The sequence below is a fragment of the Streptomyces sp. NRRL F-5122 genome (genome assembly GCF_001507435.1).
GTDB classification, from domain to species: domain Bacteria; phylum Actinomycetota; class Actinomycetes; order Streptomycetales; family Streptomycetaceae; genus Streptomyces; species Streptomyces lannensis.
This window is the reverse complement of the sequence record NZ_LMWH01000128.1, coordinates 32,784-59,579: the sequence shown is the minus strand read 5'-3', so window position 1 is coordinate 59,579 and position 26,796 is coordinate 32,784. Positions and strand designations below refer to the sequence as shown.

Genomic DNA, 26,796 nt, shown 5'->3' with positions numbered 1-26,796 from the left:
CGCAGTGCCGCGGCCCGGGTGTGGGGAGAGCATGGACGAGGGGAAGCCGGTCCCCCCAGGGGATCCCGAGACACGGCTGCCCGAGGTGCCCACCGGCGCCGAGGCGGCCTCAGGCGTGGCCGGGCGCGAGCCGTCCGCCGAAGCGGAGGGCCCGACGGGCACCGGCCGGACGAAGGGCACGAGCGACGACGGCGACTACGAGCTGAGCCGTCCCCTCGCTGCACAGGTGCGTGCGGGAGCCCACCGCGACGGGGACTTCGAGCTGCAACGCCCTGCCGCCTCCGCACCGCCCGAGGACGGGGACGCTCGCCCCGGGACGCGGCCCGGGTCCCCCGGCTCCACGACCGCCGATGCGGTGAGCGCCGGTACCGCGGAGCGGTCCGCCCCCGAAGCAGCCCTTCCCGACCCGGCCGGCGCCCCGCACACGGCCTCCACCGACCGCCCCGAGCCCCTGCACGCCGGTGACCCCTACGGCACCCCGCCCTACGGCGAACCGGGCCCCTGGGCGCCCGCCCCGCCGGTCCAGCACCCTGCGCGCGCGGCGGAGACCGTGGCGCCGGGAGCCGTGCCCCCCGCGGCCGCGCCCCAGGGCGCGGCACCGATGCCTGACGCGACCGCGCCGGTCCCGGCCGAGTCCGCCTCCGGCGCCGCCCTCCCGGCGAACCCGGCCCCCTACCCCACGGCCTGGCAGAACTACGACCCCTGGGCGTCCGGGTCGCCCTTCCAGCTGAACGGCACCCCGGCCCCCGGCGACGAGCGGCGTCGCGGGCGGCGCCGGCGCACGCTGGTGCTCGGCGCCGCACTGATCGCACTCGTGGCCGGAGGGGCCGGCGGTGTTGTCGGTGCCGCGCTCGAGCGCGACGGCGGTGCGGGGGACATCCGGTTGCCGCAGGCCGGTCCCGAGCCCACGGGGCGTGCCTCGGACAGCGTCGCCGGGATCGCCGCGCAGGCACTGCCCAGCGTGGTGACCCTGCACGTCAAGGGCACCGACGCCGAGGGCACCGGCACCGGGTTCGTCCTCGACGGGCGCGGACACATCCTCACCAACAACCACGTCGTCGAACCCGCCGGAACGGGCGGCCGGATAAGCGTGACGTTCAACGGGGGCGAGACGGCCGCGGCGACCGTCGTCGGCCGGGACGCCGGCTACGACCTCGCCGTCGTCGAGGTCGAAGGCGTGCGCGGACTGAGGCCCATGCCCCTCGGCAACTCCGACAACGTCCAGGTCGGTGATCCGGTGGTCGCCATCGGAGCGCCCTTCGACCTCGCGGGCACCGTCACCTCCGGGATCATCAGCGCCAAGGAGCGGCCGATCACGTCCGGCGGCGAGAAGGGCGACGGGAGCGATGTGTCGTACGTCGACGCACTGCAGACCGACGCCCCCATCAACCCCGGAAACTCCGGTGGACCGCTCCTCGACACCAGGGGCCGGGTCGTCGGCATCAACTCCGCCATCCAGTCGGCCGGCAACGGCTCCGCACAGGGAGGTCAGGCCGGCTCCATCGGGCTCGGCTTCGCCATCCCGGTCAACCAGGCCAAGCGCGTCGCCGAGGAGCTGATCAACACCGGGCGGGCCACCCACCCCGTCATCGGTGTCACGCTCGACATGAACTACGCGGGGGACGGCGCACGTGTCGGTAGCGGGGGCGCGAACCGCGGCCCCGCCGTCACCAAGGGCGGTGCCGGGGACAAGGCAGGCATCGAACCGGGCGACGTCATCACCGGGGTGGACGGCGTGCGCATCCACTCCGGCGAGGAACTCATCGTCAAGACCCGCGCCCACCGCCCCGGCGACCGGCTGACGCTCACCGTCGTCCGCGACGGCAGGAAGCGGACGATCTCGCTCGTCCTCGGCTCCGCGGGCGGCAATTGACCCGAACCTCACGAAGACACGTCCGAAACCCGACCCTTAAGGCAAACATCCCGGAAAACCCGTCGTGTACACGCGGTCCCGGTGCCGGGACGGTACCGGTACGACGGGAACGCCGGGTACCGTGGATCCGGCCCGGACCACGGAAGACCCGCACAGACCACCGAGTGCCGAGGACCGAGGACATCGCAAGGAGCTTCAGGTGTTCAATGACATAGGACCGCTCGAGCTGGTGACGCTCGTTGTCCTCGCCGTGCTCGTCTTCGGTCCGGACAAGCTCCCGAAGATGATCCAGGACGTCACCCGGACCATTCGCAAGATCCGGGAGTTCTCCGAGAACGCCAAGGACGACATCCGGAGCGAGCTGGGCCCCGAGTTCAAGGACTTCGAGTTCGAGGACCTCAACCCCAAGACGTTCATCCGCAAGCAGCTGGAGAACGACGACCTGGGGCTGAAGGAGATCCGCAACGGCTTCGACCTCAAGAAGGAAATGGCCGAGGTCACGGACGCGGTCCACGGCCGGGAGTCGGAGACCCCGTCCTCGTCGTCCTCGTCGTCCTCGTCGTCCGGCTCGGTCGACATGACGAAGAAGCCGGAGAAGACCGACCCCGACGAGCGCCCGCCCTTCGACGCGGACGCCACCTGAGCCGTTCGCGCCCGCCGCGGCGGGACGTGACACCCGCCGTGATGTGACACAGGTCATACGGCGATCGGTGGGTGCGCGGCGATATCACGACGCTCAAAAGGCCGTACGCGCCGGGCGTTTTCCTGCTGTTCGGACTGGTGTGGCTATGCTGCCCAGTTGTTGTGCGGACCGATTTCGGAGCCAGGACGCCCGTGGGGGGCGGGCCGCTCGGGTCCGACGAGAGCGAGGAGGCGTCCGGGCAGATGGAGACGACGAGTCGGGTGGGCACTCAGCCGCCGGCCGCGGAGGGCGGACATCAGCTTCCCTTCGCCCGGCGTGCGGTCGACGGGTATCTCCGGGCGTCCTTCCCCTGGTACGGCCTCGACGAGGCGTTCACGGGCCCCCGCTGGCTGATGCAGGTGGGCACCGGGGCCGACGGCGTCGTGGAGCACGGATCGATCGGACACGGCGAAGAGCCCTCCGTGCGCAACGAGGCCAGCGAGGACAAGGAGCGGTTCGCGGTCGTGGTCACCGTGGCCGCCAACCCGGTACGGCACAGCCCTGACGGCACCGGCCTGCTGGAGGCCACGTCGGTCTCCTCCGCGGCCTGGCTCGCGGGAGTGGGACTGCTGTCGGTCACCTGGCCCGGGCAGATGGACCACGGTCTGCGGGACGACTGGCTCGACCAGCAGACCGAGACGGCATGGGCCCTCGCCGACGACCTGTCCGGCCCCGCGTGGTCCAGCCTGTCGCTGCCCGTGGACGGCGTCCCGACGGCCTTCCACTACCGCGAGTCCGAGTTCGGCTGGGTGCTGGCCGGTTCGACGCAGGCCGGGGTGCACGTGGGCGCCTACGGCAGAGGGATGAGCGCGTACGGTCTCGGTTTCTCCGCGGTCAAGGACATCGCGGCCTACGCATAGCCGGGACGACGCCGATGGGGGCGCCGTCCCGCTCGGACGGCGCCCCCATCGGCGTACGGCACGTGGAACGACCCGATCGGCCCTAGAACTTGTTCCTCGGGGTGATCCCCAGCGACATGCCCGCGAGGCCGCGCTGACGCCCGCCCAGCTTGCCCGCGATCGCGAGCAGGGCCGAGCCGGCCGGAGAGTCCGGATCGGTCAGCACCACCGGCCTGCCGTCGTCACCGCCCTCGCGGAGACGGACGTCGATGGGGATGGAGCCGAGCACCGGGACCGTGGCACCCGTGGTGCGGGTGAGGCCGTCGGCGACCAGCTGGCCGCCGCCCGTGCCGAAGACGTCCACCATCTCGCCGCAGTGCGGGCAGGGCAGGCCCGCCATGTTCTCGACCACACCGACGATCTTCTGGTGGGTCTGGACGGCGATGGAGCCCGCTCGCTCCGCCACCTCCGCCGCCGCCTGCTGCGGGGTGGTGACCACCAGGATCTCCGCGTTCGGGACCAGCTGCGCCACCGAGATCGCGATGTCGCCGGTGCCCGGCGGGAGATCGAGCAGCAGCACGTCCAGGTCACCCCAGAAGACGTCCGCCAGGAACTGCTGGAGCGCGCGGTGCAGCATGGGGCCGCGCCAGACGACCGGTGCGTTGCCGGGTGTGAACATGCCGATCGAGATGACCTTCACGCCGTTCGCCTGCGGCGGCATGATCATGTTCTCGACCTGGGTCGGCCGGCCGTCGGCGCCCAGCATGCGCGGCACGCTGTGTCCGTAGATGTCGGCGTCCACAACGCCGACCTTCAGGCCGTCGGCCGCCATCGCGGCCGCCAGGTTCACCGTCACCGAGGACTTGCCGACGCCGCCCTTGCCGGACGCCACCGCGTACACACGGGTGAGCGAGCCGGGCTTGGCGAAGGGGATCTCACGCTCGGCCTGGCCGCCTCGCAACGCGGTCGCCAGCTCGCGGCGCTGCTCGTCGCTCATCACGTCGAGCGTGACGTCCACCCGGGTGACGCCCTCCACGCGGGAGACCGCGTCCGTGACGCGCTGGGTGATCGTGTCGCGCATGGGGCAGCCGGAAACCGTCAGGTACACGGTGACCGCGACCGCTCCGTCCGCACCGATCTCCACCGATTTGACCATCCCCAGTTCGGTGATGGGTCGCTGGATCTCGGGGTCGTTCACCGTCGCCAGTGCCTCGCGCACCGCGTCTTCCGTAGCCATAACCACGATGGTACGGCGCTCGACGGGGGCCCGGAACGCCCCGTCAGCGGTCGTCTACGTCACGTCCGCGGCCGCGTTCCGCCGGGAATACGTGGTGGCCGTCGGGCCGCCCGCCGTTCAGATCCTTGACGAGGTCCTGGAGTTCGGAGCGGATCCAGTCACGGGTGGCGACCTCGCCGAGACCCGTGCGCAGCGCCGCGACCTCCCGGGTCAGGTACTCGGTGTCCGCGATCGACCGCTCGTTCTGCTTGCGGTCCTGCTCCAGGTTGACCCGGTCGCGGTCGTCCTGGCGGTTCTGCGCCAGCAGGATCAGCGGGGCCGCGTAGGAGGCCTGGAGGGACAGCATCAGCGTTAGGAAGATGAAGGGGTAGGGATCGAAGCGCAGAAAGTACGGGGCGGTGATGTTCCAGACCAGCCAGATGATGATGACGACCGTCATCCAGACGATGAACCGCCCGGTGCCCAGGAAGCGCGCGATGCGCTCCGACAGGCGGCCGAACGCCTCGGGGTCCCACTCGGGCAGGATGCGGGTGCGCCTGCGCTGCGGCTGGTCGAGCCGGATGCGGGAGCGGGTGGCGGCGGTCGCGCCGGAGGGCGTCTTCTCGCGGTCAGGCACCATCGGGGGCCCCCTCGTCGACCAGGTGGAACTCCGTCTCGCGCCAGTCGTCGGGAAGCATGTGGTCCAGTACGTCGTCCACGGTCACCACGCCGAGCAGCGAACCGGCCTCGTCGACGACGGGCGCCGCCACCATGTCGTAGGTCGCGAAGAACCCGGCCACGACGGGCAGGGGCGCGCCGGGCGCCAGGGCCTGGAGGGCGTCGTCCAGGATGGAGCTGACGAGGGTGTAGGGCGGATCGCGCAACAGCCGCTGGAAGTGGACGGTGCCGAGGTACTTGCCGGTCGGTGTCTCGTCCGGCGGGCGGCAGACGTACACCTGGGCGGCGAGTGCGGGGGACAGGTCGGGGTTGCGGACCCGGGCCAGGGCGTCCGCGATGGTGGCGTCGGGCCGGAGCACGATCGGCTCCGTGGTCATCAGGCCGCCCGCGGTCCTCTCCTCGTACGCCATCAGACGGCGCATGTCGGCCGCGTCGTCCGGCTGCATCAGGCTCAGCAGCCGCTCCTTCTCGTCCTCCGGCAGCTCGGCGAGCAGGTCGGCCGCGTCGTCCGGGGCCATCGCCTCCAGTACGTCCGCGGCGCGTTCCTCCTTGAGCTTGCCGAGGATCTCGATCTGGTCGTCCTCGGGGAGCTGCTCGAGCACGTCGGCGAGCCGGTCGTCGTCCAGGGCGGCGGCCACCTCGGCGCGCCGTTTGGCCGAGAGGTGGTGCAGGACGTTGGCGAGGTCGGCGGGCCGCAGCTGCTCGAAGGTGGCCAGCAGGCTCTCGGCGCCCTGCCCCTGTTCCTCCAGGGAGAATCCGCTGACGGCGGACCACTCGACCGTGAGCGCCTCGCCCTTGCTGCGCCGGAACGTTCCTGCCCGGCCCTTGCGGACGAAGACCTTGTCGACCTCCCACTCCCGCCGGGCCGGCAGCTGGTGGACGGCGAGGTCGAGGACGGTCACGTCCTCGCCGGTCTCGGTGAGCCGGACGCGGCGGTCGAGCAGTTCCCCGAAGACGAGCCGCTCGGTGGGCCGCTGTTCGAAGCGGCGCACGTTCAGCACGCCGGTCGTGATGATCTGGCCCGACTCGATACCGGTGACCCGGGTCATGGGCAGGAAGATGCGGCGACGGGTGGTGAGTTCGACCACCAGGCCGAGCAGGCGCGGGGGACGCCGGCCGACGCGCAGCATGACGACGAGGTCGCGCAGGCGTCCCACCTGGTCGCCGTTGGGGTCGAAGACGGCGACACCGGCCAGGTGCGAAACGAAGATGCGAGGGGCGCCTGCCGCCATGCCCGCGCCTCCTGTTCCAGCCGTTTTGTCCGCTCGCGTGGGCTTCAGGCTAGCCCGTCCCGATGCAATACGCCCTGGCGAGAGGGGCGGACGGACTGGCTCCGGAGGGACCCACGGGCACCGGTACGCTGCCGTACGCCGACGACGACTCCCGCACGAGAGGCAGCCCTATCCGTGACTGCAATCCCCCAGGGCCGTGGCCGCAGGGCCGCACTGGTGAGCGCGATCTGTGCACTGGTGGTGACTGGGACGGGGCTCACGGGGTGCGGCAGCGGCGACCCCGACGCCGGGACGAACGGGGTGGGCAAGCTGCCGGCCGGCACGATCGAGTCCCGCACGCGTGCGGCGGCGAAGTCGGCCTCGGCGCTGCGGCTGTCGGGGACCGTGGTCGGCAACGGCGGCACGTACACCCTGGACATGCGGCTGAAGAGCGACGGCGGCACCGGTTCGGTCACCTCCAGGACCGGCTCGTTCAAGGTGCTGCGGGTGGGCCCGCACCTGTTCCTGAAGGCCGATGCCGCGTTCTGGAACCAGGAGGGGGCCGACGGTGGCGGCGATTCGGCGGCCGCGGCGAACAAGCTCGAGGGAAAGTACGTGAAGGTGCCGACGGGAGACCCGGCCTACAAGCGCTTCAGCGGGTTCACCGACAAGGACGTGCTGCTGGACAGCCTCCTCACACTGCACGGATCGCTGGGCACGGACGGCCACCACGAGCAGGACGGGATCCGCACGATCCGTATCACCGGCGACAAGGGCTCCGGCGGCACGCTGGACGTCTCCCTGGAGGGCACTCCGTATCCGCTGAGCCTGGTGCGCGCCGGCAACGCCGGGACCCTCCGGATGTCGGACTGGGGGAAGGACTTCTCCCTGGCCGAGCCGCCGAAGAAGGAGACGGTGGACTACGGGAAGCAGCTGCCGGCGTCCTGACGAGCGGGACCGCCCGTCCTGCCCGGCGCGGCGGCCGGGTGCCGAGGGGCGGGGTAGGGGTCCGCGGTGGCTACCGCCGCTTGCGGCGCAGCAGCCGGGGCAGCGCGGCCGGGATCGGACGGCGGGTCGTCGCCGGCGTCGGGGGCGGCGGAGCCGCCTGTGAATCGCTGGGCAGCGGCACCGTGCGACCGTGGGGCTCCAGGCGCAGCACCCGGCATTCGCGGCGCCACCGCTCCGGCATCTCCTCGCCGTCGGGGGCGTTCAGCCGCTTGCCCTTCAGCTCGGCGACGGTGCTCTCCCACTCCGGCGACCCCGCGGCGAGCTCGACCACATGCGCGGGCCAGGTGACGATCCGGCCCCCCTTGTCCTTGCTGCGCACCATGACGACCGCGTCCTGGCCGTCGACCAGACCGGGCAGCGGCTGCTCGCCGGGGCCGTCGCCCACCACGCAGGCCGCGCCGTCGTGCCACACGTGCCACAGCGCCCGGGCGGGCGCGGGCATCGCGCCCTGGACCCAGATCATCCCGGACTTCTTCGTGGCCTCCTCGACGAGGGCCCGGTCGAGCAGCTCGCTTGTCATGCGCCCAGCCTAGTGGGGCAGGGTCACAGCCAGCCGTTGCGCTTGAGCGTGCGGTGGATGCCCAGACAGATGGCCACCGTGATGCTCATGATCACCGGGTAGCCGTACTTCCAGTGCAGTTCCGGCATGTACGTGAAGTTCATGCCGTAGACGCCGCAGACCATCGTCGGCACGGCGATGATCGCCGCCCACGCAGTGATCTTGCGCATGTCCTCGTTCTGCGCGACGGACGCCTGCGCCAGGTTGGCCTGGAGGATCGAGTTCAGCAGCTCGTCGAAGCCCACCACCTGCTCGTGGACCCGGGCGAGGTGGTCGGCGACATCGCGGAAGTACTTCTGGATGTCCGGGTCCACCAGCCGCATCGGCCGCTCGCTCAGCAGCAGCATCGGCCGCATGAGCGGTGCCACCGCCCGCTTGAACTCCAGTACCTCGCGCTTGAGTTGGTAGATGCGGCCGGCGTCCGTGCCCCGGGGCGTGCCGCCCTTCCTGCTCGGCGAGAATACCTCCGTCTCCACCTCGTCGATGTCGACCTGCATCGCGTCGGCCACGGCGATGTAGCCGTCCACGACATGGTCGGCGATCGCGTGCAGTACGGCCGAGGGGCCCTTGGCGAGCAGTTCCGGGTCGTCCTGCAGCCGGTGCCGCAGCGTCCGCAGCGAGCCCTGGCCGCCGTGCCGGACGGTGATGAAGAAGTCCCGTCCGGTGAAGCACATGACCTCGCCGGTCTCGACGACCTCGCTGTTGGCGGTCAACTCGTCGTGGTCGACGTAGTGGATGGTCTTGAAGACCGCGAAGAGGGAGTCGTCGTACCGCTCCAGCTTGGGGCGCTGGTGTGCCTGCACCGCGTCCTCGACCGCCAGGGGGTGCAGCCCGAACTCGCTTGCGATACCGGAGAATTCGGCTTCGGTCGGCTCGTGCAGACCGATCCACACAAAGCCTCCGTCACGACGCACCTGCCGCATCGCCTCGTGCGGGGACAGCGGCTTCTGGGTCTCGATGCGCACGCCGTCGCGGTAGACGGCGCAGTCCACGACGCAGGACGGAGTGGCGGGGTCGCGCGTGGTGTCGTACGTGCCGGTGTCCTTGCGCAGGGAGGGGCGGGACGGGCGGACCGCGGCGCGCAGGTCACGGATCATCGACATGGCAGGCTCCTTCGCAGCGAGCAACAAAGGCGCTCACGAGGGGTGGAACTGCCCGGAATGGGGACGTCCTGTGTACCGATGTTTGGCACGTCCACAAAGCGGGAAGCACCGCACCATCGCGGTGGCGGACTTCGCTACTGATTCAGATCAGTCAGATCAGGCAGAACGAAACGAAGTGCTCTTCCGCGGTGCACCTGGGAATCCGGAGCGGGTCCCCCGGGGGAGGTCCCACATGGGACACGGTGTGCAGGTGAGAGGTGGCGGTCAGCCGGAACAGCTGCATCAGAGGCCGGAAGAGCGGGTGGTACTGCACGGTCGACTTCGATCCATTACAGCCCCACCTCCTCCGGCCGGTCCCTGGTGAGGGACGATCCATCCCCCGTAGGGGAGTCTCACGGTGTCGGGACTCGATCGCGACGCTCCTGCGTGCTGCCCGGAACCACCGAGCAAGAGTATCAGCCGACCGAAGTGTCAAGGCGCCGCTTTGCCCGCCGCTGACGAGTTCTATGCTCGCCGCATGGTTGATGTTCTCGCTCTTGTCGAGGCCCGGCTGCGTACCGCGCTCGGCGAACCGGACGCCCGCGCCGCCGTCACCTTCCTGGGCACCGACCGCGTCGAGGTGCTGCGCTTCCGGGAGGGGGACATCCTCCGCTACGCCACGCTCGGCATGTCCGCGCGGCCGATGACCGACCCCGGGGCGATGCTCGCCGACCCCGTCGAAGGACCCCGCGCCGAGCTCGTCCTGTCGGTGCGCGGCGGCGCCGCCGACACCGACAAGCTGCTGCGCCCGCTGGCGGTGCTCGCCGCGTCCCCGCAGGTCGAGGGTGTGATCGTGGCCCCCGGCGCCTCGCTGGACGTGGGTGAGCCCCTGTGGCCGGGCGCGCCCTTCACCTCGGTGCTGGTCGCCGAACCGGGCGGCCTGGTCGAGGATCTGGACCTGGACGAACCCCTCGACCCCGTGCGGTTCCTGCCGCTGCTGCCGATGACCCCGAACGAGGCCGCCTGGAAGCGGGTGCACGGCGCCCAGGCGCTCCAGGAGCGCTGGCTCACGAGCGGAACGGACCTGCGCGATCCGTCCCGCAGGTCCGTTCCGCTGGACTGAACCGGGGTGAGCAACCTCACCAACCGGCCACCGCCGCCCGTCAGTTGGCGAACACGGTGACGCTGTCCTCGTTCGCGTGGCGTGACTCCAGCTCCTCCGCGGTGTGGGTGAGGGCCTTGCGCCGTACGAGCACCACGACCGCGCCCATGACCGCGGTGAGCGCCGCGACGAGGAACGGGACGTGGAGGTCGGTCCACTCCTCGATCTTCGGCGCGAGGTAGGGCGCGGCCGCCGCGGCGAACCAGCGCACGAAGTTGTAGCCCGCGCTGGCCACCGGGCGCGGTGCGTTCGAGACCCCGAGGGCCAGTTCGGTGAAGACCGTGTTGTTCACACCGATGAACGCGCCGGACAGGATCGTGCAGACGACGGCGGTGGTGTGGTCCCCGTAGCCGAGCACGGCGACGTCGATCGCCAGCAGCACCAGAGAGCCGCCGAGCACCTTCAGCGAACCGAGGCGCTTTTGCAGGCGAGGGGCCACGATCACCGAGAACACGGCCAGCAGCACACCCCAGGCGAAGAAGACCGCCCCCGATGTGTACGGCGTCATGTTCAGCACGAAGGGCGTGAAGGCCAGCACGGTGAAGAACGTGTAGTTGTAGAAGAAGGCGGAGACGGCCGCCGAGGCCAGTCCGCCGTGGCCGAGCGCCCTGATCGGATCGAGCAGTGAGGTCCTGCGTGCCGGCCGCGGCTGCTCCTTCAGGAACCCCGTGATGCACAGGAAGCCCACCGCCATGAGCGTCGCCGTGCCGAAGAACGGGTAGCGCCAGCTGAAGTTCCCGAGTACCGCGCCCAGCAGCGGGCCGCACGCCATCCCGAGGCCGAGCGCCGACTCGTACAGCAGGATCGCCGCGGCGCTGCCCCCGGCCGCCGCGCCGACGATGACGGCGAGGGCCGTGGAGACGAAGAGCGCGTTGCCGAGGCCCCAGCCCGCCCGGTAGCCGACGAGCTGGCCGACCGAGCCCGAGGTGCCCGCGAGGGCCGCGAAGACCACCACGAAGGCCAGCCCGAGCAGCAGCGTCCTTCGGCCGCCGACACGGCTGGACACGAATCCCGTGACCAGCATCGCGACGGCGGTGATCAGGAAGTACGAGGTGAACAGCAGCGAGACCTGACTGGGTGTCGCCTGCAGGCCCTTGGCGATGGACGGCAGGATCGGGTCGACGAGCCCGATGCCCATGAACGCGACGACGGACGCTCCGGCCGTCGCCCAGACGGACTTCGGCTGGCGCAGAAGGCTTCCGGCTCCCGCGTCGAACGGATCCTCGGCCGGGTCGGGCCCTCCGGTGTTCCTGCTGCTCATGGGCGTCCTCGCAGTGTCGAGACGGTTGCTCTATACACACATTAAGTTAGTCGAGCTAATTAATGCAACTTACATCTATATCGCTGCGGTGAAGCGGGTGTGCGGGGCACACGCCGGACGGGTGATCGTCCTTGACGCGGCGCGGGTCGGGGAGGACCGTGGGGCCCTATGAGGGGCGAACCCAGTTGCCCGAAGTGTGGTGGCCGGGTCAGGGCTCCCGGACTCTTTGCCGACTCCTGGCAGTGCGATGTGCACGGCAACGTGCATCCGCTGCAGCCCGTGATCCCGCCCAGTGTCGAGGCCCTCGGCGTCGTGGTGCACCGTGCCCGGGTGCCGGTGTGGATGCCGTGGCCGCTGCCCGTGGGCTGGCTGTTCACGGGTGTGGCCTGTGCGGGTGACGACCGCAGTGGGGGACGTGCGACGGCCGTGGCCTGCTCGGGCCCCGGACCGCTCGGCGGCATGGGGGAGTTGATCCTCGTGGCCGAGGAGCTCGGCGTGGGGCTCGGTGCGCGGTACGCGGGCATCACGGGCCCGGACCCGGGCCCGTACCTGAACGTCGAGAAACCGCCCCAGGCCAAGGTGCTGGCCGCCGGCCGCCCCACCCCGCTGTGGCATGTCACGGGCACGCCCGACGACCGCGCCGTCTTCGCGGGCGAGGCGCGCGGGCTGTGGTTGTGGGCGGTGGTCTGGCCCGAGCAGACGGGCATGCTGATGTACGACGAACTGGTGCTCACCGATCTGCGGGACGCGGGGGCCGAGGCGGACCTGCTGCCCATCGGCGCACTCTCCCCGCGGCTGATCGAGCCGTGACGCGGGAGTCCCGCCGGGGGTAGGGGGCGCATGCCCGCCGCGGGTGTGACAGGGGACTCCGTTATCCTTGAGCGTCCCCCTCGTCCCGTCACCGCTTGGAGTCCGTGTCGTGCGCATCGACCTGCACACCCACTCCACCGCCTCCGACGGTACGGACACCCCGGCCGAGTTGGTGCTGGGCGCCGCTGCCGCCGGACTCGACGTCGTCGCGCTCACCGACCACGACACCACCCGCGGCCATGCGGAGGCGATCCGCGCGCTGCCCGAGGGGCTGACCCTCGTCACGGGTGCCGAACTCTCCTGCCGGATGGGCGGCATCAGCCTGCACATGCTGGCCTACCTCTTCGACCCCGAGGAGCCCGAACTGCTCGCCGAGCGCGAGCTGGTGCGGGACGACCGGGTCCCCCGGGCCCACGCCATGATCGACAGGCTGCGGGAGCTGGGGGTGCCGATCGGCTGGGAGCAGGTGGCGCGCATCGCCGGCGAGGGCTCCGTCGGGCGGCCGCACATCGCCTCCGCGATGGTCGAACTCGGCGTGGTGGAGACCGTCTCGGACGCGTTCACGCCCGAGTGGCTGGCCGACGGCGGACGGGCCTACGTCGAGAAGCACGCGACCGATCCGTTCGAGGCGATCAGGCTGGTCAAGGCGGCGGGCGGGGTGACCGTCTTCGCGCACCCGGCCGCGTCACGGCGCGGGCGGACCGTGCCGGACTCCGTGATCGCGGATCTCGCCGCCGCGGGGCTCGACGGCATCGAGGTCGACCACATGGACCACGACCCGGCGACCAGGGCGCGGCTGCGCGCTCTCGCCGGTGAGCTGGGCCTGCTGACCACGGGCTCGTCCGACTACCACGGCAGTCGCAAGACCTGCGTGCTCGGGGAGTACACCACCGATCCGGAGGTGTACGGGGAGATCACCCGACGGGCCACCGGGGCGTTCCCGGTGCCGGGCGCCGGCGGACACAACCGGAGCCTGGTCGGCCCGTAGTCCCCTCGCCCGCCGTCCCGGGCGCCGTGCGTCCGCCGCGCCCCCACCGCCTCGCGCCGTCCGGCGCGCCCACGTCCCCCCGTATCCACGTCTCCCGCGGCCGCGGCCGACCGCCGTGCGCCCGTCCGCACTTGAGTTCAAGGTCCCCATGTTCGACGTCGCCCTCTTCGCGTCCCTGTTCTTCACCCTCTTTGTGATCATGGATCCCCCGGGGATCACCCCGATCTTCCTCGCCCTCACCGCCGGCCGCCCCTCCAAGATCCAGAAGCGGATGGCCTTCCAGGCCGTCTGTGTGGCCGGTGGTGTCATCGGGGTGTTCGGCGTGCTCGGCCATCAGATCCTCGACTACCTGCACGTCTCCGTGCCCGCGCTGATGATCGCGGGCGGGCTGCTCCTGCTGCTGATCGCCCTCGACCTGCTGACCGGCAAGACCGACGAGCCGAAGCAGACCAAGGACGTCAACGTCGCGCTCGTTCCGCTCGGTATGCCGCTGCTCGCCGGACCCGGCGCGATCGTCTCCGTGATCCTGGCGGTCCAGAAGGCCGACAGCGTGAGCTCACAGGTGTCGGTATGGGCGGCGATACTCGCGATCCACGTCGTGCTGTGGCTGGTCATGCGCTACTCGTTGGTGATCATCCGGGTGATCAAGGACGGCGGCGTCGTGCTCGTGACCCGGCTTGCGGGCATGATGCTCTCCGCGATCGCCGTGCAGCAGATCATCAACGGGGTCACCCAGGTCGTCCGGGGCAGCTGACCGGCCGGCGGTACCGCAACGCGCGGAGCCCCGTACGGCGGTCGCCGTACGGGGCTCCGAAGCATCACATGGGCCCGCGTCGGGTCTTACGATGCGGGCGAGTCGGCCGGGCGGATCCAAAGTCGCTGCCCTATGGCTGCGGCCTGCTGAACGATCTGCTTGACGGAGGCGGCGTCCACGACGGTGGTGTCCACGGGGGTGCCGTCGACGTCGTCGAGTCGCATGATTTCGAAGCGCATAAGGCTTCTCCCTTCGTCTGGTCATCCTCCTGAGGAGAACTACTGGCGTGCGGAGCGAGGAGCGTCGGTGTCCCCGTTCCTGTACCGATTCAACGGGATGCTTGTTACAAACATTCCCTACGCTAAGGAAAATTTTCGAGTCGCTAATTACTCACCGGTAAGGCGGATGGGGTCCGAGTGCGGTGTGTTCACGGTGCACTGATGGGGACCGGTTGTGATCGCAGCGTGACCGCCGGGACAATGGGGTCAGTATGAACGACGACCTGGCGGCGCTCGGCGCCCGTATCGACCGCACGAACGAGTTGCTTCAGCGCATGCTCGCCGAGGTGGCGAAGACGCCCTCGACCCATGCGATCTTCGTCGACGCCGGCTATCTGTACGCGGCTGCCGGACGCCTCATCGCCGGGACCGAGGACCGCCGGGCCTTCGACCTCGACGCCGAGGGGCTGATCGAGGCGCTCATCGACAAGGCACGCACGATCTTCGCGGACAGCAGGCTGCTGCGCGTGTACTGGTACGACGGCGCGAGGCGCCGTATCCACACCGCAGAGCAGCAGTCCATCGCCGAGCTGCCCGATGTGAAGGTGCGGCTCGGCAACCTCAACGCCAACAACCAGCAGAAGGGCGTCGACTCCCTCATCAGGTCCGACCTCGAGTCACTCGCCCGGCACCGCGCCATCAGCGACGCGGCGCTCATCGGCGGCGACGAGGACCTGGTGTCGGCGGTCGAGGCGGCACAGGGGTACGGGGCGCGGGTGCACCTGTGGGGCATCGAGGCACCCGAGGGCCGCAACCAGGCGGAGCCGCTGCTGTGGGAGGTGGACAGCCAGCGCACCCTCGAACTCGACTTCTTCAAGCCGTATGTCACCCGGCGGACGGCCGCCACGTACGAGGCCGCGTCGGCCGCCAGGCCCACGCGTGAGGACGTCCGCTTCGTGGGCGCGCAGATCGCGGCGAAGTGGCTGGTGGCGCGCGGCCGGGAGACGCTGGCGGACCTGCTGCCCGGCCATCCGTATCTGCCCGGCTCCGTCGACCAGGACCTGCTGGTGGAGGCGGAGGGTCTGCTGCAGTACTCGCTGCGCGGCCAGTCGGACCTGCGGCGCGCCCTGCGGGACGGCTTCTGGGACCACCTCCAGGGCCAGTACTAGACCGACTGCGCGAACCGGTCCCAGAAGGCGGTGAGTGCGCGGGCCGTGCGTCCGGGCTGCTCCGTGTTGGGGGAGTGCTCCGCGTGCGCCACGACGGTGCGCTCGGCACCGAGCCGGGTCGCCATCTCGTCCAGGAGCGGTACGGGCCAGGTGTCGTCGCGGTCGCCGGACAGCACGTGGACCGGCAGACCCACGGCGACCAGCTCCGCCACGCGGTCCGGCTCCACGCACAACTGCCGACCGGTGGCGAGGAGCTGGGCGGGGCTGTTGCGGAGCCAGCGGCGGCGCAGGTCCTCTCCGTCGGCGAGCCCTTCGTCGATGTTCCCGGCGTCGACGTCCTCCGGAGGCTCCATGGCCTGGATGGCCTCCCAGACCTCGGCCATGTCCATCACGGCGAGCGCGTCGCGCAGCAGCTTCACGCGCTGCTGCTGCGGGACGGAGATCTGGGCCGGTCCGGAGGCCATCAGGGTGAGCGAGACGAACGGGGACGCGTCCAGCAGGACAGCGGCGCGGCCGATCTGACCGCCGAGGGAATGGCCGAGAAGATGCACGGGCGCGCCGACCGTGTGCGCCTGCGCGAGCACGTCCCGCGCCAGCTCGGTCTGCGCGTAGGGGGCTTCGTCGTCCCGGGGACCGGGGGACTCGTACTGGCCGCGCCCGTCGACGGCGACGGTCCGGTACCCGGCCGCCGCGAGGAGCGGCTGCAGAACGATGAAGTCCTCCTTGCTTCCGGTGTATCCGGGCAGCAGGAGGACGGTCCCCTTGACCTGTGACGCCATCGCGTCCGCCTCCAGGACGGCGAACTCCCCGCGTTCCGTTGTGAGTCGACGGGACCGGACACCAGGGGGCGGTACGAAGGCGGGGGGACGGCTCATGGGGCGAGGTTACCGGGCGGCAGGGGCCGGGCGCGGCCGGAGCCGGGTGACATCACGGTGTACGGAGGAGGAGCGGGAACGCCGACGGCCCGTCACCACCGGATGGGGTGACGGGCCGTCGAGCGGGTGTCGCATCAGCCCTCGGCGGGCTCTGCGGCCTTGCGCGTCCGCCGCCGGGGCTTCGCGGGGGCCTCGACCGGCTGGGCCGGGATCTCCGCCTCGGCGTCCGCAGCCTTGCGCGTGCGGCGCCGGGGCTTCACCTCGGGCTCCTCGACGGACTGCGCCGGGATCGCGGGCTCCGCCGCCACCGTCTTGCGGGTGCGCCGGCGGGGTTTGGCCTCGGTGGCCTCGGCGGTGTCGACGGCCGTCTCGGCGGCGGCCTCCGCGGTCGCTGCCTTGCGGGTGCGCCGGCGCGGCGTGGCCTCCGCACCGTCCGCGGTCCCGGCGGCCGCCTCGGCCGTCTTGCGGGTGCGCCGCGGCTTGGCGGGCGCCTCGCCCTCGGTCACCTCGGGTGCAACCTCCGCCGTCTTGCGGGTGCGCCGGCGGGGTTTGGCCTCGGTGGCCTCGGCGGTGACGACGGCCGTTTCGGCGGCGGCCTCGGCGGTCACTGCCTTGCGGGTGCGCCGGCGGGGCTCGGTCTCCGCCGTGTCGACCGCGGCCTCGGCGGCGGGAGCCGCCTCCACCGCGTCCACGGCGGCCTCGGCCGCAGCCGGTGCCGTCTCGGCGGCCTTGCGGGTCCGGCGGCGGCGCGGCTTCACCGGTTCGGCCGTGTCGACGGCGGTCTCCGCCGCCTCGGACACGGTCGTCTCCGTCGTCTCCGTCGCCACGGCGGCCGATTCCGCCGGCACCCCGCCGCGCATACGGCGACGGCGGCGCGGCGTGCGCGCCTCCAGCGCCTCGGCCGTGTCTACGGCGGTCTCCGCCGCGTCCGGGGCGGCCGGCGCCTCGACGGGCGCCCCGTTCCGGGTGCGGCGGCGGTTCCGCGACGTACGTGCCGGACGCTCGCTCTGCGTCGACGGGGCCGGGGAACGGCGGTCGCGCGGCCCGCGGCCGCCCGTCTCGCCGAGATCCTCCAGCTCCTCCGCCGCAAGCCCGGCACGGGTGCGCTCGGAGCGCGGCAGGACACCCTTCGTGCCCTCGGGGATCCCGAGAACGGCGAAGAGGTGCGGGGAGGTGGAGTACGTCTCCACCGGGTCGTTGAAGTCCAGCTCCAGCGCCTTGTTGATCAGCTGCCAGCGCGGGATGTCGTCCCAGTCGACGAGCGTGATCGCCGTACCCGAGGCGCCGGCGCGGCCCGTACGGCCGATGCGGTGCAGATATGTCTTCTCGTCCTCGGGGGACTGGTAGTTGATGACGTGGGTGACGCCCTCGACGTCGATGCCGCGCGCGGCGACGTCGGTGCAGACGAGTACGTCCACCTTGCCGTTCCGGAAGGCCCGCAGGGCCTGCTCGCGCGCGCCCTGGCCGAGGTCGCCGTGGACCGCGCCGGCCGCGAAGCCCCGTCGCTGGAGCTGTTCCGCGATGTCGGCCGCCGTCCGCTTCGTCCGGCAGAAGATCATCGCCAGCGCGCGGCCCTCGGCCTGCAGTATGCGCGAGACCATCTCCGGCTTGTCCATCGAGTGCGCGCGGAAGACGTGCTGCGCGATGTTCGCGACGGTGGCGCCCTGGTCGTCCGGCGCCGTGGCCCGGATGTGCGTCGGCTGCGACATGTAGCGGCGGGCGAGGCCGATGACCGCTCCCGGCATGGTCGCCGAGAAGAGCATCGTCTGGCGCTTCGCCGGCAGCATGTTGATGATCTTCTCGACGTCGGGCAGGAAGCCCAGGTCGAGCATCTCGTCGGCCTCGTCGAGCACCAGGCACTTCACGTGCTTCAGGTTCAGCTTCTTCTGGCCCGCGAGGTCCAGCAGACGGCCCGGGGTGCCGACGACCACGTCGACGCCCTTCTTCAGGGCCTCCACCTGGGGCTCGTAGGCCCGGCCGCCGTAGATCGCCGTGACCCGGACGTTGCGCACCTTGCCCGCGGTGAGCAGGTCGTTGGTGACCTGGGTGCACAGCTCACGGGTGGGGACGACGACGAGCGCCTGGGGGGAGTCGGTGAGCGCCTCGGGCTTGGCGCGGCCCGCCTCGACGTCCGCGGGGACGGTGACGCGCTCGAGGAGCGGGAGCCCAAAACCGAGCGTCTTGCCGGTGCCGGTCTTGGCCTGGCCGATGACGTCCGTGCCCGAGAGGGCTACGGGGAGTGTCATCTCCTGGATGGGGAAGGGGTTGACGATGCCGACGGCTTCCAGGGCCTCGGCCGTCTCGGGAAGGATTCCGAGTTCGCGGAAAGTGGTAGTCAGGGTGCTGCCTCTTCTGTGAGCGCGGTGCGAGGCGAGCGCGGGGGGTCGTGACCGTGCGGATGACGTCGGCCTGCTCGGGGGACGGGCCTGTGGCACGGGACCACGCCGACGCTCCAGCGCTCGAACCGCTGAGGGTCTCTCCGGATGCCGTACGCACAGTGCCGTACGGACCGTGAGAGCTGTCAGGTCGGAGCCGATCGGGCCACCGACCGGGCATCCTCATACATGCAGCCCGTCGAATACTCGGCAGGCGCATTACCACCATACCCCGGAATCGCGCACACGTGATGGCCGATTCGGTCACGTAGCCGTCGTCACAGTGATTGACCAGGGACTTCCACAGGGCGACGAGCGGGCTATTGTGCGCTTCATGACGACGTCTGACAACGCCTCCGACGCTTCCGCCGAACCCACCCCGGTCGCCGCCCAGGACTGGGACACGGCCTCCGTAGACCCCCAGTACCGTGCCGCGGTCGTGGACCTGCTCGGGGCGCTCGCGTACGGCGAGCTGGCGGCGTTCGAACGGCTCGCGGAGGACGCCAAACTCGCTCCCACGCTGACGGACAAGGCGGAACTGGCGAAGATGGCGTCCGCCGAGTTCCACCACTTCGAGCGGATCAGGGGCCGGCTCACGGAGATCGGCTCGGAGCCCACCGAGGCGATGGAGCCGTTCGTCGCGGCGTACGACAGCTTCCACAAGCAGACGGCGCCCTCGGACTGGCTCGAAGGGCTCGTCAAGGCGTACGTCGGCGACTCGATCGCCAGCGACTTCTACCGGGAGGTCGCGGCCCGCCTCGACACCGACACGCGTGAGCTGGTCCTGGCCGTGCTGGACGACACCGGGCACGCCGGCTTCGCCGTCGAGAAGGTCCGTGCCGCGATCGACGCCGAGCCGCGTGTGGGCGGGCGGCTCGCGCTGTGGGCGCGGCGGCTGATGGGCGAGGCCCTGTCGCAGTCGCAGCGGGTCGTCGCGGAGCGGGACGCGCTGTCGACGATGCTCGTGGGCGGCGTCGCGGACGGCTTCGACCTCGCCGAGGTGGGCCGGATGTTCTCCCGGATCACCGAGGCGCACACCAAGCGGATGGCGGCCCTGGGGCTGGCCGCGTGATCACCGCCGCGCCCGTCCACGGGTCACAGCGGCCGCCGGTCCGGGGCCGTGTCCCGGGGCGGCGGGCGGACGCGGCCATTGCCTCAGGGGTGCCGGGGGTGTCCCGTCGGGGGAACTCCAGGTGCCGCCGGGTCCGGCGAGCGGCCTCAGGCCGTCGCCGACCGGCGGCGGAATCTTTCCGCGGGACGCAGCAACAGCGACAGTGAGGCCGCGGAGACGACCAGCGCTCCGAGAAGGATGACGAGCAGGCTCCCCGCGCCGACCGCGCTGTGGGTGACGAACGCTCCGAAGAGGGCCCCCGCGACGCCCGTCGGCACCACGAGCAGACGCGGCGGCAGCCGGTGGGGCAGCCGGTGTGTCGCGAACCATGCCAGGGCCAGACCGAGGACGGCGGAGCCGAGCGCTTCCAAGAACATGACGAGGTTCCCTCCCGCACGGCTGCTGCCTGGGCAAATCGGTCGTAGCCGGTACTACCCGCGGCGTGCGGAACGCAATCCTCCTCTGTGCGGGGGATGTGCTCCGTCTGTGTGCGTGTTCCGCCTGGACGGCCGCAGGGGCGCAACGAAAAGGGGCCCGCCGGCACTCGCCGGCAGGCCCCTGATCCGTTCGGCACTACAGCGTGCCGAAGCCCACCTTGCGCGGGGCCTGCTCGCCGATCTCCACGTACGCGAGGCGGTCGGCCGGGACGAGGAGCTTGCGGCCGTGCTCGTCCACGAGGCTGAGCAGCGGCGACTTGCCTCCCAGTGCCTCGGCCACGAGGCGCTCGACCTCCTCGGCAGTCTGACCGCTCTCCAGAACGATCTCGCGGGGCGCGTGCTGCACGCCGATCTTGACCTCCACGGCTTTGTCCCTCCGACGGTCAGTGATGTGCGCGGCCGTCCGCGCCGTACCAGCACACATTAGCCCGGTGAGGGGACGTGCACGCTCCGCTCCGGCACGCCATGAGCGAACAGCCTGCGGGAACAAAACCGCAGTACATCCTTGCGAGAACGACTCAGTGGTGTTGTTCGCTGCCGTGGAGCGGGAATCCGGCGATGCCCCGCCAGGCCAGCGAGGTCAGCAACTGGACCGCCTGGTCGCGTGGCACGCTGCGGTCGCTGTGCAGCCAGGAGCGCGCCACCACCTGGGCGAGGCCGCCGAGGCCCGAGGCCAGCAGCATCGATTCGGCTCGGGACAGACCCGTGTCCTCGGCGATGACGTCGCAGATCGCCTCGGCGCACTCGAACGTGACCTTGTCGACGCGCTCGCGTACCGCGGGCTCGTTCGTCAGGTCCGACTCGAAGACCAGCCGGAAGGCGCCGCCGTCGTCCTCGACGTAGGCGAAGTACGCGTCCATCGTGGCCCGCACGCGCTGCTTGTTGTCCGTCGTCGACGCGAGCGCGTTCCGCACGGCTTCGAGCAGGGCCTCGCAGTGCTGGTCCAGCAGGGCCAGATAGAGGTCGAGCTTGCCGGGGAAGTGCTGGTAGAGCACCGGCTTGCTGACACCGGCACGCTCGGCGATGTCGTCCATCGCGGCCGAGTGGTAGCCCTGGGCCACGAAGACTTCCTGGGCGGCGCCCAGCAGCTGGTTCCGTCGGGCACGGCGCGGCAGGCGCGTGCCTCGCGGGCGTGCTGCCTCTGTCTGCTCGATGGCTGTCACGCCGCCTCCCAAAATCGTCCACTTGCGGTGTGCGCCGCGCCGCCATCGTACTTTTCGGTAACCGTGCTGTGCGCGGTGCGAACGCAGAATTTCACGGACCGGACGGCGGCGAAAGCCGCGCGGAGTTCCCTCAACGGGACAGGTCGGGCGAAAGGCCGCTCGGTGCCGGTCACGGGCGCGTGCTCCCGCGTCCCGTCCATCGTCCGTGCGCCGGTCCGGGCGGATCGTCCCGGCCCGGCCGAGGGTCTCTCCCGGCGCCGTCGTCTCCCGACGAGAACATGTCCGGGGACGGCCGTACCGCCCGGGGTGATCGCCCTCGTACCTCACCGATCCTGTGCCCCATGACCGCTCACCACTCAGCGGTAGTCGTCCTCGTCGAGCCGCACGACGCGTTTCTGCTCCACCAGGTCCGCCTCGTTGGCGCGCAGGATCTCCTCCTCGGTCAGGGGCTCGTCGCCCTCCGGGTCGAGTTCCGTGTGCTGTTCGGCGGCGTCGTTCTCCGGGGCCTCCACGTCGAGTTCGGCGGCCTCGGCCTCGTCCTCCTCGAACGTCTCGGGATCAGTGGGGTCTACGGCCATGGTGGGCTCCCTTCCTAGAACTCCTGGAGTCTCCCCGAAAGAGGGGGGATCCACATGCGGGTGCCCTGCTATGAGCCTAGGAGACACCCGATCGGGACGCTATGTGTGGTGAAAGGCCGTTTCGGGATCCCTCCCGCGGGACCGACCTCGCCCGCTGTGACGGCGAACACACGAATCACTGCGTGATCGTCTCGTAACATTGCCGCATGTCTTCGACCGAGCTCCCGTCCGTCGCGGCCGCCAATGTGCTCCCGAAGGTCGCGCCCGTCAGGGTCGAGGAGGGGGAGCGGCTCCGGTCGGTCGGACTCCCGGGCATCACGCTGACCGTCCGGTCGAGACCACCGGAGCGCGAGGGGCTGGCACCCGCGCTCTACATCCACGGGCTCGGCGGTTCCTCCCAGAACTGGTCGGCCCTGATGGCGGAGGTCGACGGACTCGTCGACGGCGAGGCCCTGGACCTGCCGGGCTTCGGCGACTCGCCGCCGCCGGACGACGGCGACTACTCGGTCACCGGGCACGCGCGCGCGGTCATCCGCTATCTCGACGCGTCGGGGCGCGGTCCCGTGCACCTGTTCGGCAACTCCATGGGCGGTGCCGTGGTCACACGGGTGGCTGCCGTACGCCCCGATCTGGTGCGTACGCTCACCCTCGTGTCGCCCGCACTCCCAGAGATCTTCATTCAGCGCGGTGCCGTCCCGACGGGATTTCTCGCGCTCCCGGGTGTCGCCGCACTGTTCACCCGCTACACCCAGGGCTGGACGGCCGAGCAGCGGGTCCGCGGGGTCATGGCGCTGTGCTACGGCGACCCCGGGCGCGTCACGCCGGAGGGCTTCCGCAACGCCGTCGAGGAGATGGAGCGGCGGCTGCGGCTGCCGTACTTCTGGGACGCGATGGCACGCTCGGCGCGTGGAATCGTGAACGCGTACACGCTGGGCGGGCAGCACGGCCTGTGGCGTCAGGCGGAGCGCGTCCTGTCCCCTACGCTGCTGGTGTACGGCGGCCGGGACCAGCTGGTCTCGTTCCGCATGGCCCAGCGGGCGTCGCGCGCCTTCCGCGATTCCCGGCTGCTGACCCTGCCGGAGGCGGGGCACGTGGCGATGATGGAGTACCCCGAGGTGGTCTCCACGGCGTTCCGCGAGCTGCTCGCGGACACCGGCGAGCTGCCCGGGAGGGCGGACGGGCCCGAGGGCAGGCACGACGGCCGCGGAGCCGGTGACGGTGCCGTGCCCGACAAGGGTGGTTCCAGGAAGAACGACGAGTCCGGCACGGCCGGCGCGGGGAGCTGAGGCGCGGCGTGGGACGGCACAGCCGCAAGGGGCGGGGCGACAGGACCCAGATGAACACGGGCACGGTGCCCGGCATATCGGCGACGGACGTCCCGGACCGCGGCGCGCGGGAGGCGTCCCGCGAGGCCGACGGAACGCCGGCGCGAGGCGTCCCGCGGTTGCCGGACGGCACGCCGGCCCGCGGAGTGCCCCGATTCCCCGGCGGGGCTCCGGCGCAGCGAGCGCCGCGTCCGGCCGGGGCGACTTCGGCCCACGGGGTGCCACGTCCGGCCGACGGCACCCCCGCCCACGGTGTTCCCCAGGTCCGCGGCGGCCACCCTCAGCAGCGTGAATCAGGCGGCGGCTGGGGCGAGTTCAGGTCTGGGGCGGTCTCCACTGGGACGCCGCAGGCCGCGCCCCCCGGCCGTCGCGGGCCCCGTATCCCCGCACAGCGGTCGCGGACGGACGGCCCCCGCCAGGACTACCTCGACGCCTTCGACGAGGACGACGACGTCTTCACGCCCCGCTGCACGGGCGGCACCGTCCCCCTCACCGACGCCGGTGCCACCGGGAAGGACGCCGAGAGCGGCGACACGCCGGGGCCCACGGCCGAGGAGGCGCCGCGCACAGGGAACGGCAGGGGACGCACGCTCGCCGGGGTCGCGGCCGCCGCCGTCACCACGGTGCTCGCGGTCGTCGTCGCCGGCCAGGTCACCGACGGGCAGGACGACACCGCCGCACGGTCCGCGGTCAGCACCGACCGGGCCCGCGACATCCACGGCTCCGCCACCCGCGGCGACGGCCGTCCGACCCCCTCCACCGCGCCCGGCGCGACACCGCTGACGTACGAGCAGGCCATGGGCAGGAGGTACCCGCTCAGCGCCACGCTGAAGGGCTCGGGGAAGTTCGCCGCCGTCCCCGGTTTCTCCAAGGCGCCGGGCACGGGCCGGAAGTACACCTATCGCGTGGACGTGGAGAAGGGGCTCGGCCTCGACGGGGAACTGTTCGCGCAGGCCGTCCAGAAGACCCTCAACGACGGGCGCAGCTGGGCCCACAGCGGTGCCCGGACCTTCGAGCGCGTCTACTCCGGCAAACCCGACTTCGTGATCACGCTCGCCAGCCCCGGCACCACCGCCGTCTGGTGCGCCAAATCGGGCCTCGACACCACGGAGGACAACGTCTCGTGCGACTCGGCCGCCACCGACCGCGTGATGATCAACGCCTATCGGTGGGCCCAGGGATCGACGACCTACGGTGACGCGATTCACTCCTACCGTCAGATGCTGATCAACCACGAGGTCGGCCACCGGCTCGGCTACGGCCATGTCACCTGTGACAAGGACGGCGAGTTGGCGCCGGTCATGCAGCAGCAGACGAAGTTCCTCGACCACGACGGGATCCACTGTCTGCCCAACCCCTGGCCGTACCCCCGGAGTTGACGGGTGACGCTTTCGTCACATTGACATGCCCAGAGAGTTCGTTCATATTTCTAGGCATGTCGCCCCGTCACGCCTTCAGCCGCGCCGCCATCGAGCTGGCGCTCATCGGCGTGACCCCGCTCTGCGTGGCCGACATCCTCTGTCGCTGACGCCCGCCCCTGGCGTTCGCGTCGCGATCCTCGCCTCCTCCGTGCCCCCTCGGCATCGCTGATCGGTTCACGGATTCCCACGACCCGGCGCCCGGGCAGACGTCTGCTTCCATCCGTCTCACCCGTCGTTCACCTGTCTCGTCATTCGAGACGCGCCCTCGAGAGGTCGTCATTCCGATGCGTCAATCGTCCGTCATAGCGCGCCGCCTGGCAGCGGCATCCGTCGGCCTGGTCGTGGCAGCGGGCGCCGCCGCCTGCGGGCCCAAGGACAACGATGCCAAGGGTGCCGGTGGCGACTCCACGCCCCACAAGGGCGGCACGCTGACCGTCCTGAACTCCGTCCCGCAGGAGGACTTCGACCCGGCCCGCCTGTACACCTCCGGCGGCGGCAACGTCCCCTCCCTGGTCTTCCGCACCCTCACCACACGCAACCGCGAGAACGGCGCCGCCGGCGCCAAGGTCGTCCCGGACCTCGCGACGGACACCGGGCGCCCGAGCGAGAACGCGACCGTGTGGACGTACACCCTCAAGGAGGGCCTGAAGTACGAGGACGGCAGCCCGATCACCTCGGCCGACATCAAGTACGGCATCGAGCGCTCCTTCGCGCCGGAACTCTCCGGCGGTGCCCCCTACCTGCGCGACTGGCTGTCCGGTGCCGCCGACTACCAGGGCCCGTACAAGGACAAGAAGGGTCTTGCGGCGATCGAGACGCCGGACGACCGGACCATCGTCTTCCACCTGAACAAGCCCGAGGGCGAGTTCCCCTACCTGGCCACCCAGACGCAGTTCGCGCCCGTGCCGAAGGCCAAGGACACCGGCACCAAGTACGAGGAGCACCCGGTCTCGTCCGGCCCGTACAAGGTCGTCGAGAACCAGAACGACGGTGAGCGGCTCGTCCTGGAGCGCAACACGCACTGGTCGGAGGACGACCAGCGCAAGGCCTACCCGGACAAGATCGACGTGCGCTCCGGGCTCGACTCCTCCGTGATCAACCAGCGGCTGTCGGCGTCCCAGGGCGCGGACGCCGCCGCGGTCACCACGGACACCAACCTCGGCCCGGCCGAGCTCGCCAAGGTGACCGGTGACAAGGAGCTGGCGTCGCGCGTCGGCACCGGCCACTTCGGCTACACGAACTACATCGCGTTCAATCCGACGGTCAAGCCGTTCGACAACGCCAAGGTGCGACAGGCGGTCTCGTACGCCATCGACCGGTCGTCGGTCGTCAACGCGGCGGGCGGATCCGCGCTGGCGGAGCCCGCGACCACCTTCCTGCCCGACCAGAAGTCCTTCGGCTACACGCCGTACGACCTCTTCCCGGCGGGCCGAACGGGCGACGCGGCCAAGGCCAAGGAGCTGCTGAAGGAGGCCGGTTACCCGAACGGGCTCACCGTCACCCTGACCCACTCCAACAGCAAGGACTTCGAGACGAGTCCGGAGATCGCCACCGCGATCCAGGACGCGCTCAAGAAGGCCGGCATCACGGTCAAGCTCCAGGGCCTGGAGGACAACGACTACAGGGACAAGATCCACAACGTGAAGACCGAGCCGGGCTTCTTCCTGGCTCACTGGGGCGCCGACTGGCCGTCCGGCGGTCCGTTCCTCGCCCCGATCTTCGACGGCCGGCAGATCGTCAAGGACGGCTCGAACTTCAACAACGGTCTGCTGAACGACTCGTCCGTCAACACCGAGATCGACGCGATCAACAAGCTGACCGACCTCGACGCGGCGGCCAAGCGCTGGGGCGCACTGGACCGGAAGATCGGTGAGCAGGCCCTGACCGTGCCGCTGTTCCACCCGGTCTACAAGCGCCTGTACGGCAAGGACGTCAAGAACATCGTGATCAGCGACTGGACCGGTGTGCTGGACATCTCGCAGGTCGCGGTGAAGTGACGTC

27 protein-coding genes are annotated in these 26,796 nt (G+C 71.0%); 14 read left to right on the top strand and 13 right to left on the bottom strand.

What is annotated here, in order from left to right:
• The first annotated feature begins 31 nt into the window (after positions 1 to 31).
• From ADL25_RS15780 to ADL25_RS15770, 3 genes are all read left to right on the top strand, one after another.
• Positions 32 to 1,873 carry a trypsin-like peptidase domain-containing protein gene (locus ADL25_RS15780; protein WP_079050380.1) on the top strand — a complete coding sequence of 614 codons (1,842 nt, stop codon included), beginning with the start codon at positions 32 to 34 and terminating at the stop codon, positions 1,871 to 1,873.
• A 199-nt stretch (positions 1,874 to 2,072) separates the two neighbouring features.
• Positions 2,073 to 2,516 (top strand): sec-independent translocase, encoded by a 444-nt coding sequence (locus ADL25_RS15775; protein WP_059128362.1) that lies wholly within the window; start codon positions 2,073 to 2,075, stop codon positions 2,514 to 2,516.
• A 242-nt stretch (positions 2,517 to 2,758) separates the two neighbouring features.
• A complete protein-coding gene (locus ADL25_RS15770) occupies positions 2,759 to 3,415 on the top strand; it encodes a hypothetical protein (protein WP_181923151.1) in 657 nt (218 codons plus the stop codon).
• A gap of 82 nt (positions 3,416 to 3,497) precedes the next feature.
• Here ADL25_RS15770 and ADL25_RS15765 read toward each other — a convergent pair whose 3' ends face one another.
• Genes ADL25_RS15765 through ADL25_RS15755 form a run of 3 tightly spaced genes read right to left on the bottom strand, consistent with a single transcriptional unit; the run spans position 3,498 to position 6,520 of the window.
• Positions 3,498 to 4,631: an Mrp/NBP35 family ATP-binding protein gene (locus ADL25_RS15765; RefSeq protein ID WP_059128360.1), complete on the bottom strand. Its 1,134-nt coding sequence runs from the start codon at positions 4,629 to 4,631 to the stop codon at positions 3,498 to 3,500.
• Between the two features lie 43 nt (positions 4,632 to 4,674).
• Entirely contained in the window at positions 4,675 to 5,250 is a 576-nt protein-coding gene (locus ADL25_RS15760; protein WP_107116619.1) for a DUF1003 domain-containing protein, read from the bottom strand.
• Positions 5,240 to 6,520, bottom strand: a complete 1,281-nt coding sequence (locus ADL25_RS15755; RefSeq protein ID WP_059128359.1) for a magnesium transporter MgtE N-terminal domain-containing protein — start codon at positions 6,518 to 6,520, stop codon at positions 5,240 to 5,242. Before ADL25_RS15755 ends, ADL25_RS15760 begins: the two co-directional genes overlap by 11 nt.
• Positions 6,521 to 6,694: 174 nt before the next feature.
• Between ADL25_RS15755 and ADL25_RS15750 the strand changes: the two genes are divergently transcribed.
• The gene (locus ADL25_RS15750) at positions 6,695 to 7,447 is read left to right on the top strand and encodes a hypothetical protein (protein WP_059128358.1); all 753 of its coding nucleotides are present in this window, start codon (positions 6,695 to 6,697) and stop codon (positions 7,445 to 7,447) included.
• A gap of 70 nt (positions 7,448 to 7,517) precedes the next feature.
• Here ADL25_RS15750 and ADL25_RS15745 read toward each other — a convergent pair whose 3' ends face one another.
• A complete protein-coding gene (locus tag ADL25_RS15745) occupies positions 7,518 to 8,027 on the bottom strand; it encodes a hypothetical protein (protein WP_059128357.1) in 510 nt (169 codons plus the stop codon).
• Positions 8,028 to 8,050: 23 nt separating this feature from the next.
• On the bottom strand, positions 8,051 to 9,169 hold the full coding sequence (locus ADL25_RS15740) for a magnesium and cobalt transport protein CorA (protein WP_059128356.1): 1,119 nt from the start codon (positions 9,167 to 9,169) through the stop codon (positions 8,051 to 8,053).
• A 517-nt stretch (positions 9,170 to 9,686) separates the two neighbouring features.
• Here ADL25_RS15740 and ADL25_RS15735 point away from each other — a divergent pair.
• Positions 9,687 to 10,271, top strand: coding sequence for a suppressor of fused domain protein (locus ADL25_RS15735; RefSeq protein WP_059128355.1), 585 nt, complete (start codon positions 9,687 to 9,689; stop codon positions 10,269 to 10,271).
• A 40-nt stretch (positions 10,272 to 10,311) separates the two neighbouring features.
• Here ADL25_RS15735 and ADL25_RS15730 read toward each other — a convergent pair whose 3' ends face one another.
• Positions 10,312 to 11,571 carry an MFS transporter gene (locus tag ADL25_RS15730; protein ID WP_059128354.1) on the bottom strand — a complete coding sequence of 420 codons (1,260 nt, stop codon included), beginning with the start codon at positions 11,569 to 11,571 and terminating at the stop codon, positions 10,312 to 10,314.
• 168 nt (positions 11,572 to 11,739) lie between these two features.
• On the opposite strand from ADL25_RS15730, the gene ADL25_RS15725 reads away from it, so the two are divergent.
• The 3 genes from ADL25_RS15725 (at position 11,740) to ADL25_RS15715 (ending at position 14,123) form a co-directional block, all read left to right on the top strand.
• Positions 11,740 to 12,381 carry a DUF6758 family protein gene (locus tag ADL25_RS15725; protein ID WP_059128353.1) on the top strand — a complete coding sequence of 214 codons (642 nt, stop codon included), beginning with the start codon at positions 11,740 to 11,742 and terminating at the stop codon, positions 12,379 to 12,381.
• A 109-nt stretch (positions 12,382 to 12,490) separates the two neighbouring features.
• The gene (locus tag ADL25_RS15720) at positions 12,491 to 13,369 is read left to right on the top strand and encodes a PHP domain-containing protein (protein ID WP_059128352.1); all 879 of its coding nucleotides are present in this window, start codon (positions 12,491 to 12,493) and stop codon (positions 13,367 to 13,369) included.
• Between the two features lie 148 nt (positions 13,370 to 13,517).
• Positions 13,518 to 14,123 carry a MarC family protein gene (locus tag ADL25_RS15715; protein WP_059128351.1) on the top strand — a complete coding sequence of 202 codons (606 nt, stop codon included), beginning with the start codon at positions 13,518 to 13,520 and terminating at the stop codon, positions 14,121 to 14,123.
• An 86-nt stretch (positions 14,124 to 14,209) separates the two neighbouring features.
• On the opposite strand, the gene ADL25_RS48085 is transcribed toward ADL25_RS15715, so the two are convergent.
• Complete coding sequence (locus ADL25_RS48085) at positions 14,210 to 14,362, bottom strand: hypothetical protein (RefSeq protein WP_107116618.1); 153 nt, start codon at positions 14,360 to 14,362, stop codon at positions 14,210 to 14,212.
• A 251-nt stretch (positions 14,363 to 14,613) separates the two neighbouring features.
• Here ADL25_RS48085 and ADL25_RS15710 point away from each other — a divergent pair, with 251 nt between their 5' ends.
• On the top strand, positions 14,614 to 15,510 hold the full coding sequence (locus ADL25_RS15710; RefSeq protein WP_059128350.1) for an NYN domain-containing protein: 897 nt from the start codon (positions 14,614 to 14,616) through the stop codon (positions 15,508 to 15,510).
• On the opposite strand, the gene ADL25_RS15705 is transcribed toward ADL25_RS15710, so the two are convergent.
• Positions 15,507 to 16,385 (bottom strand): alpha/beta fold hydrolase, encoded by an 879-nt coding sequence (locus tag ADL25_RS15705; protein WP_059128349.1) that lies wholly within the window; start codon positions 16,383 to 16,385, stop codon positions 15,507 to 15,509. The genes ADL25_RS15710 and ADL25_RS15705 overlap by 4 nt on opposite strands.
• Positions 16,386 to 16,519: 134 nt before the next feature.
• Entirely contained in the window at positions 16,520 to 18,631 is a 2,112-nt protein-coding gene (locus ADL25_RS15700) for a DEAD/DEAH box helicase (protein WP_234380936.1), read from the bottom strand.
• A gap of 463 nt (positions 18,632 to 19,094) precedes the next feature.
• On the opposite strand from ADL25_RS15700, the gene ADL25_RS15695 reads away from it, so the two are divergent.
• Positions 19,095 to 19,832 (top strand): ferritin-like fold-containing protein, encoded by a 738-nt coding sequence (locus ADL25_RS15695; RefSeq protein WP_181923152.1) that lies wholly within the window; start codon positions 19,095 to 19,097, stop codon positions 19,830 to 19,832.
• Positions 19,833 to 19,978: 146 nt separating this feature from the next.
• Here the strand turns inward: ADL25_RS15695 and ADL25_RS15690 are convergent, their stop codons facing one another.
• The 4 genes from ADL25_RS15690 to ADL25_RS15675 form a co-directional block, all read right to left on the bottom strand.
• The gene (locus tag ADL25_RS15690; RefSeq protein ID WP_059128346.1) at positions 19,979 to 20,248 is read right to left on the bottom strand and encodes a hypothetical protein; all 270 of its coding nucleotides are present in this window, start codon (positions 20,246 to 20,248) and stop codon (positions 19,979 to 19,981) included.
• A gap of 196 nt (positions 20,249 to 20,444) precedes the next feature.
• Complete coding sequence (locus tag ADL25_RS15685) at positions 20,445 to 20,672, bottom strand: DUF3107 domain-containing protein (protein ID WP_059128345.1); 228 nt, start codon at positions 20,670 to 20,672, stop codon at positions 20,445 to 20,447.
• 154 nt (positions 20,673 to 20,826) lie between these two features.
• Positions 20,827 to 21,471 carry a TetR/AcrR family transcriptional regulator gene (locus ADL25_RS15680; RefSeq protein ID WP_059128344.1) on the bottom strand — a complete coding sequence of 215 codons (645 nt, stop codon included), beginning with the start codon at positions 21,469 to 21,471 and terminating at the stop codon, positions 20,827 to 20,829.
• A gap of 356 nt (positions 21,472 to 21,827) precedes the next feature.
• On the bottom strand, positions 21,828 to 22,049 hold the full coding sequence (locus ADL25_RS15675) for a hypothetical protein (RefSeq protein ID WP_059128343.1): 222 nt from the start codon (positions 22,047 to 22,049) through the stop codon (positions 21,828 to 21,830).
• A 206-nt stretch (positions 22,050 to 22,255) separates the two neighbouring features.
• Here ADL25_RS15675 and ADL25_RS15670 point away from each other — a divergent pair, with 206 nt between their 5' ends.
• The 4 genes from ADL25_RS15670 (at position 22,256) to ADL25_RS15660 (ending at position 26,792) form a co-directional block, all read left to right on the top strand.
• Positions 22,256 to 23,335 carry an alpha/beta fold hydrolase gene (locus ADL25_RS15670; RefSeq protein WP_059128342.1) on the top strand — a complete coding sequence of 360 codons (1,080 nt, stop codon included), beginning with the start codon at positions 22,256 to 22,258 and terminating at the stop codon, positions 23,333 to 23,335.
• A gap of 8 nt (positions 23,336 to 23,343) precedes the next feature.
• Positions 23,344 to 24,753: a DUF3152 domain-containing protein gene (locus ADL25_RS15665; protein WP_234380935.1), complete on the top strand. Its 1,410-nt coding sequence runs from the start codon at positions 23,344 to 23,346 to the stop codon at positions 24,751 to 24,753.
• Between the two features lie 56 nt (positions 24,754 to 24,809).
• Complete coding sequence (locus ADL25_RS51875) at positions 24,810 to 24,902, top strand: Ms4533A family Cys-rich leader peptide (RefSeq protein ID WP_319113919.1); 93 nt, start codon at positions 24,810 to 24,812, stop codon at positions 24,900 to 24,902.
• Positions 24,903 to 25,079: 177 nt separating this feature from the next.
• On the top strand, positions 25,080 to 26,792 hold the full coding sequence (locus tag ADL25_RS15660) for an ABC transporter substrate-binding protein (RefSeq protein ID WP_059128341.1): 1,713 nt from the start codon (positions 25,080 to 25,082) through the stop codon (positions 26,790 to 26,792).
• The last annotated feature ends 4 nt before the right edge of the window (positions 26,793 to 26,796 follow it).

Bases quoted from the DNA above. Each gene is read 5' to 3' on its own strand.
- ADL25_RS15690 (WP_059128346.1), bottom strand. From the start codon at position 20,248: ATGTTCTTGGAAGCGCTCGGCTCCGCCGTCCTCGGTCTGGCCCTGGCA.
- ADL25_RS15725 (WP_059128353.1), top strand. From the start codon at position 11,740: ATGAGGGGCGAACCCAGTTGCCCGAAGTGTGGTGGCCGGGTCAGGGCT.
- ADL25_RS15730 (WP_059128354.1), bottom strand. From the start codon at position 11,571: ATGAGCAGCAGGAACACCGGAGGGCCCGACCCGGCCGAGGATCCGTTC.
- ADL25_RS15745 (WP_059128357.1), bottom strand. From the start codon at position 8,027: ATGACAAGCGAGCTGCTCGACCGGGCCCTCGTCGAGGAGGCCACGAAG.
- ADL25_RS15715 (WP_059128351.1), top strand. From the start codon at position 13,518: ATGTTCGACGTCGCCCTCTTCGCGTCCCTGTTCTTCACCCTCTTTGTG.
- ADL25_RS51875 (WP_319113919.1), top strand. From the start codon at position 24,810: ATGTCGCCCCGTCACGCCTTCAGCCGCGCCGCCATCGAGCTGGCGCTC.
- ADL25_RS15760 (WP_107116619.1), bottom strand. From the start codon at position 5,250: ATGGTGCCTGACCGCGAGAAGACGCCCTCCGGCGCGACCGCCGCCACC.
- ADL25_RS15670 (WP_059128342.1), top strand. From the start codon at position 22,256: ATGTCTTCGACCGAGCTCCCGTCCGTCGCGGCCGCCAATGTGCTCCCG.
- ADL25_RS15695 (WP_181923152.1), top strand. From the start codon at position 19,095: ATGACGACGTCTGACAACGCCTCCGACGCTTCCGCCGAACCCACCCCG.
- ADL25_RS15735 (WP_059128355.1), top strand. From the start codon at position 9,687: ATGGTTGATGTTCTCGCTCTTGTCGAGGCCCGGCTGCGTACCGCGCTC.
- ADL25_RS15755 (WP_059128359.1), bottom strand. From the start codon at position 6,520: ATGGCGGCAGGCGCCCCTCGCATCTTCGTTTCGCACCTGGCCGGTGTC.
- ADL25_RS48085 (WP_107116618.1), bottom strand. From the start codon at position 14,362: ATGCGCTTCGAAATCATGCGACTCGACGACGTCGACGGCACCCCCGTG.
- ADL25_RS15770 (WP_181923151.1), top strand. From the start codon at position 2,759: ATGGAGACGACGAGTCGGGTGGGCACTCAGCCGCCGGCCGCGGAGGGC.
- ADL25_RS15780 (WP_079050380.1), top strand. From the start codon at position 32: ATGGACGAGGGGAAGCCGGTCCCCCCAGGGGATCCCGAGACACGGCTG.
- ADL25_RS15700 (WP_234380936.1), bottom strand. From the start codon at position 18,631: ATGACACTCCCCGTAGCCCTCTCGGGCACGGACGTCATCGGCCAGGCC.
- ADL25_RS15740 (WP_059128356.1), bottom strand. From the start codon at position 9,169: ATGTCGATGATCCGTGACCTGCGCGCCGCGGTCCGCCCGTCCCGCCCC.
- ADL25_RS15765 (WP_059128360.1), bottom strand. From the start codon at position 4,631: ATGGCTACGGAAGACGCGGTGCGCGAGGCACTGGCGACGGTGAACGAC.
- ADL25_RS15710 (WP_059128350.1), top strand. From the start codon at position 14,614: ATGAACGACGACCTGGCGGCGCTCGGCGCCCGTATCGACCGCACGAAC.
- ADL25_RS15705 (WP_059128349.1), bottom strand. From the start codon at position 16,385: ATGAGCCGTCCCCCCGCCTTCGTACCGCCCCCTGGTGTCCGGTCCCGT.
- ADL25_RS15675 (WP_059128343.1), bottom strand. From the start codon at position 22,049: ATGGCCGTAGACCCCACTGATCCCGAGACGTTCGAGGAGGACGAGGCC.
- ADL25_RS15660 (WP_059128341.1), top strand. From the start codon at position 25,080: ATGCGTCAATCGTCCGTCATAGCGCGCCGCCTGGCAGCGGCATCCGTC.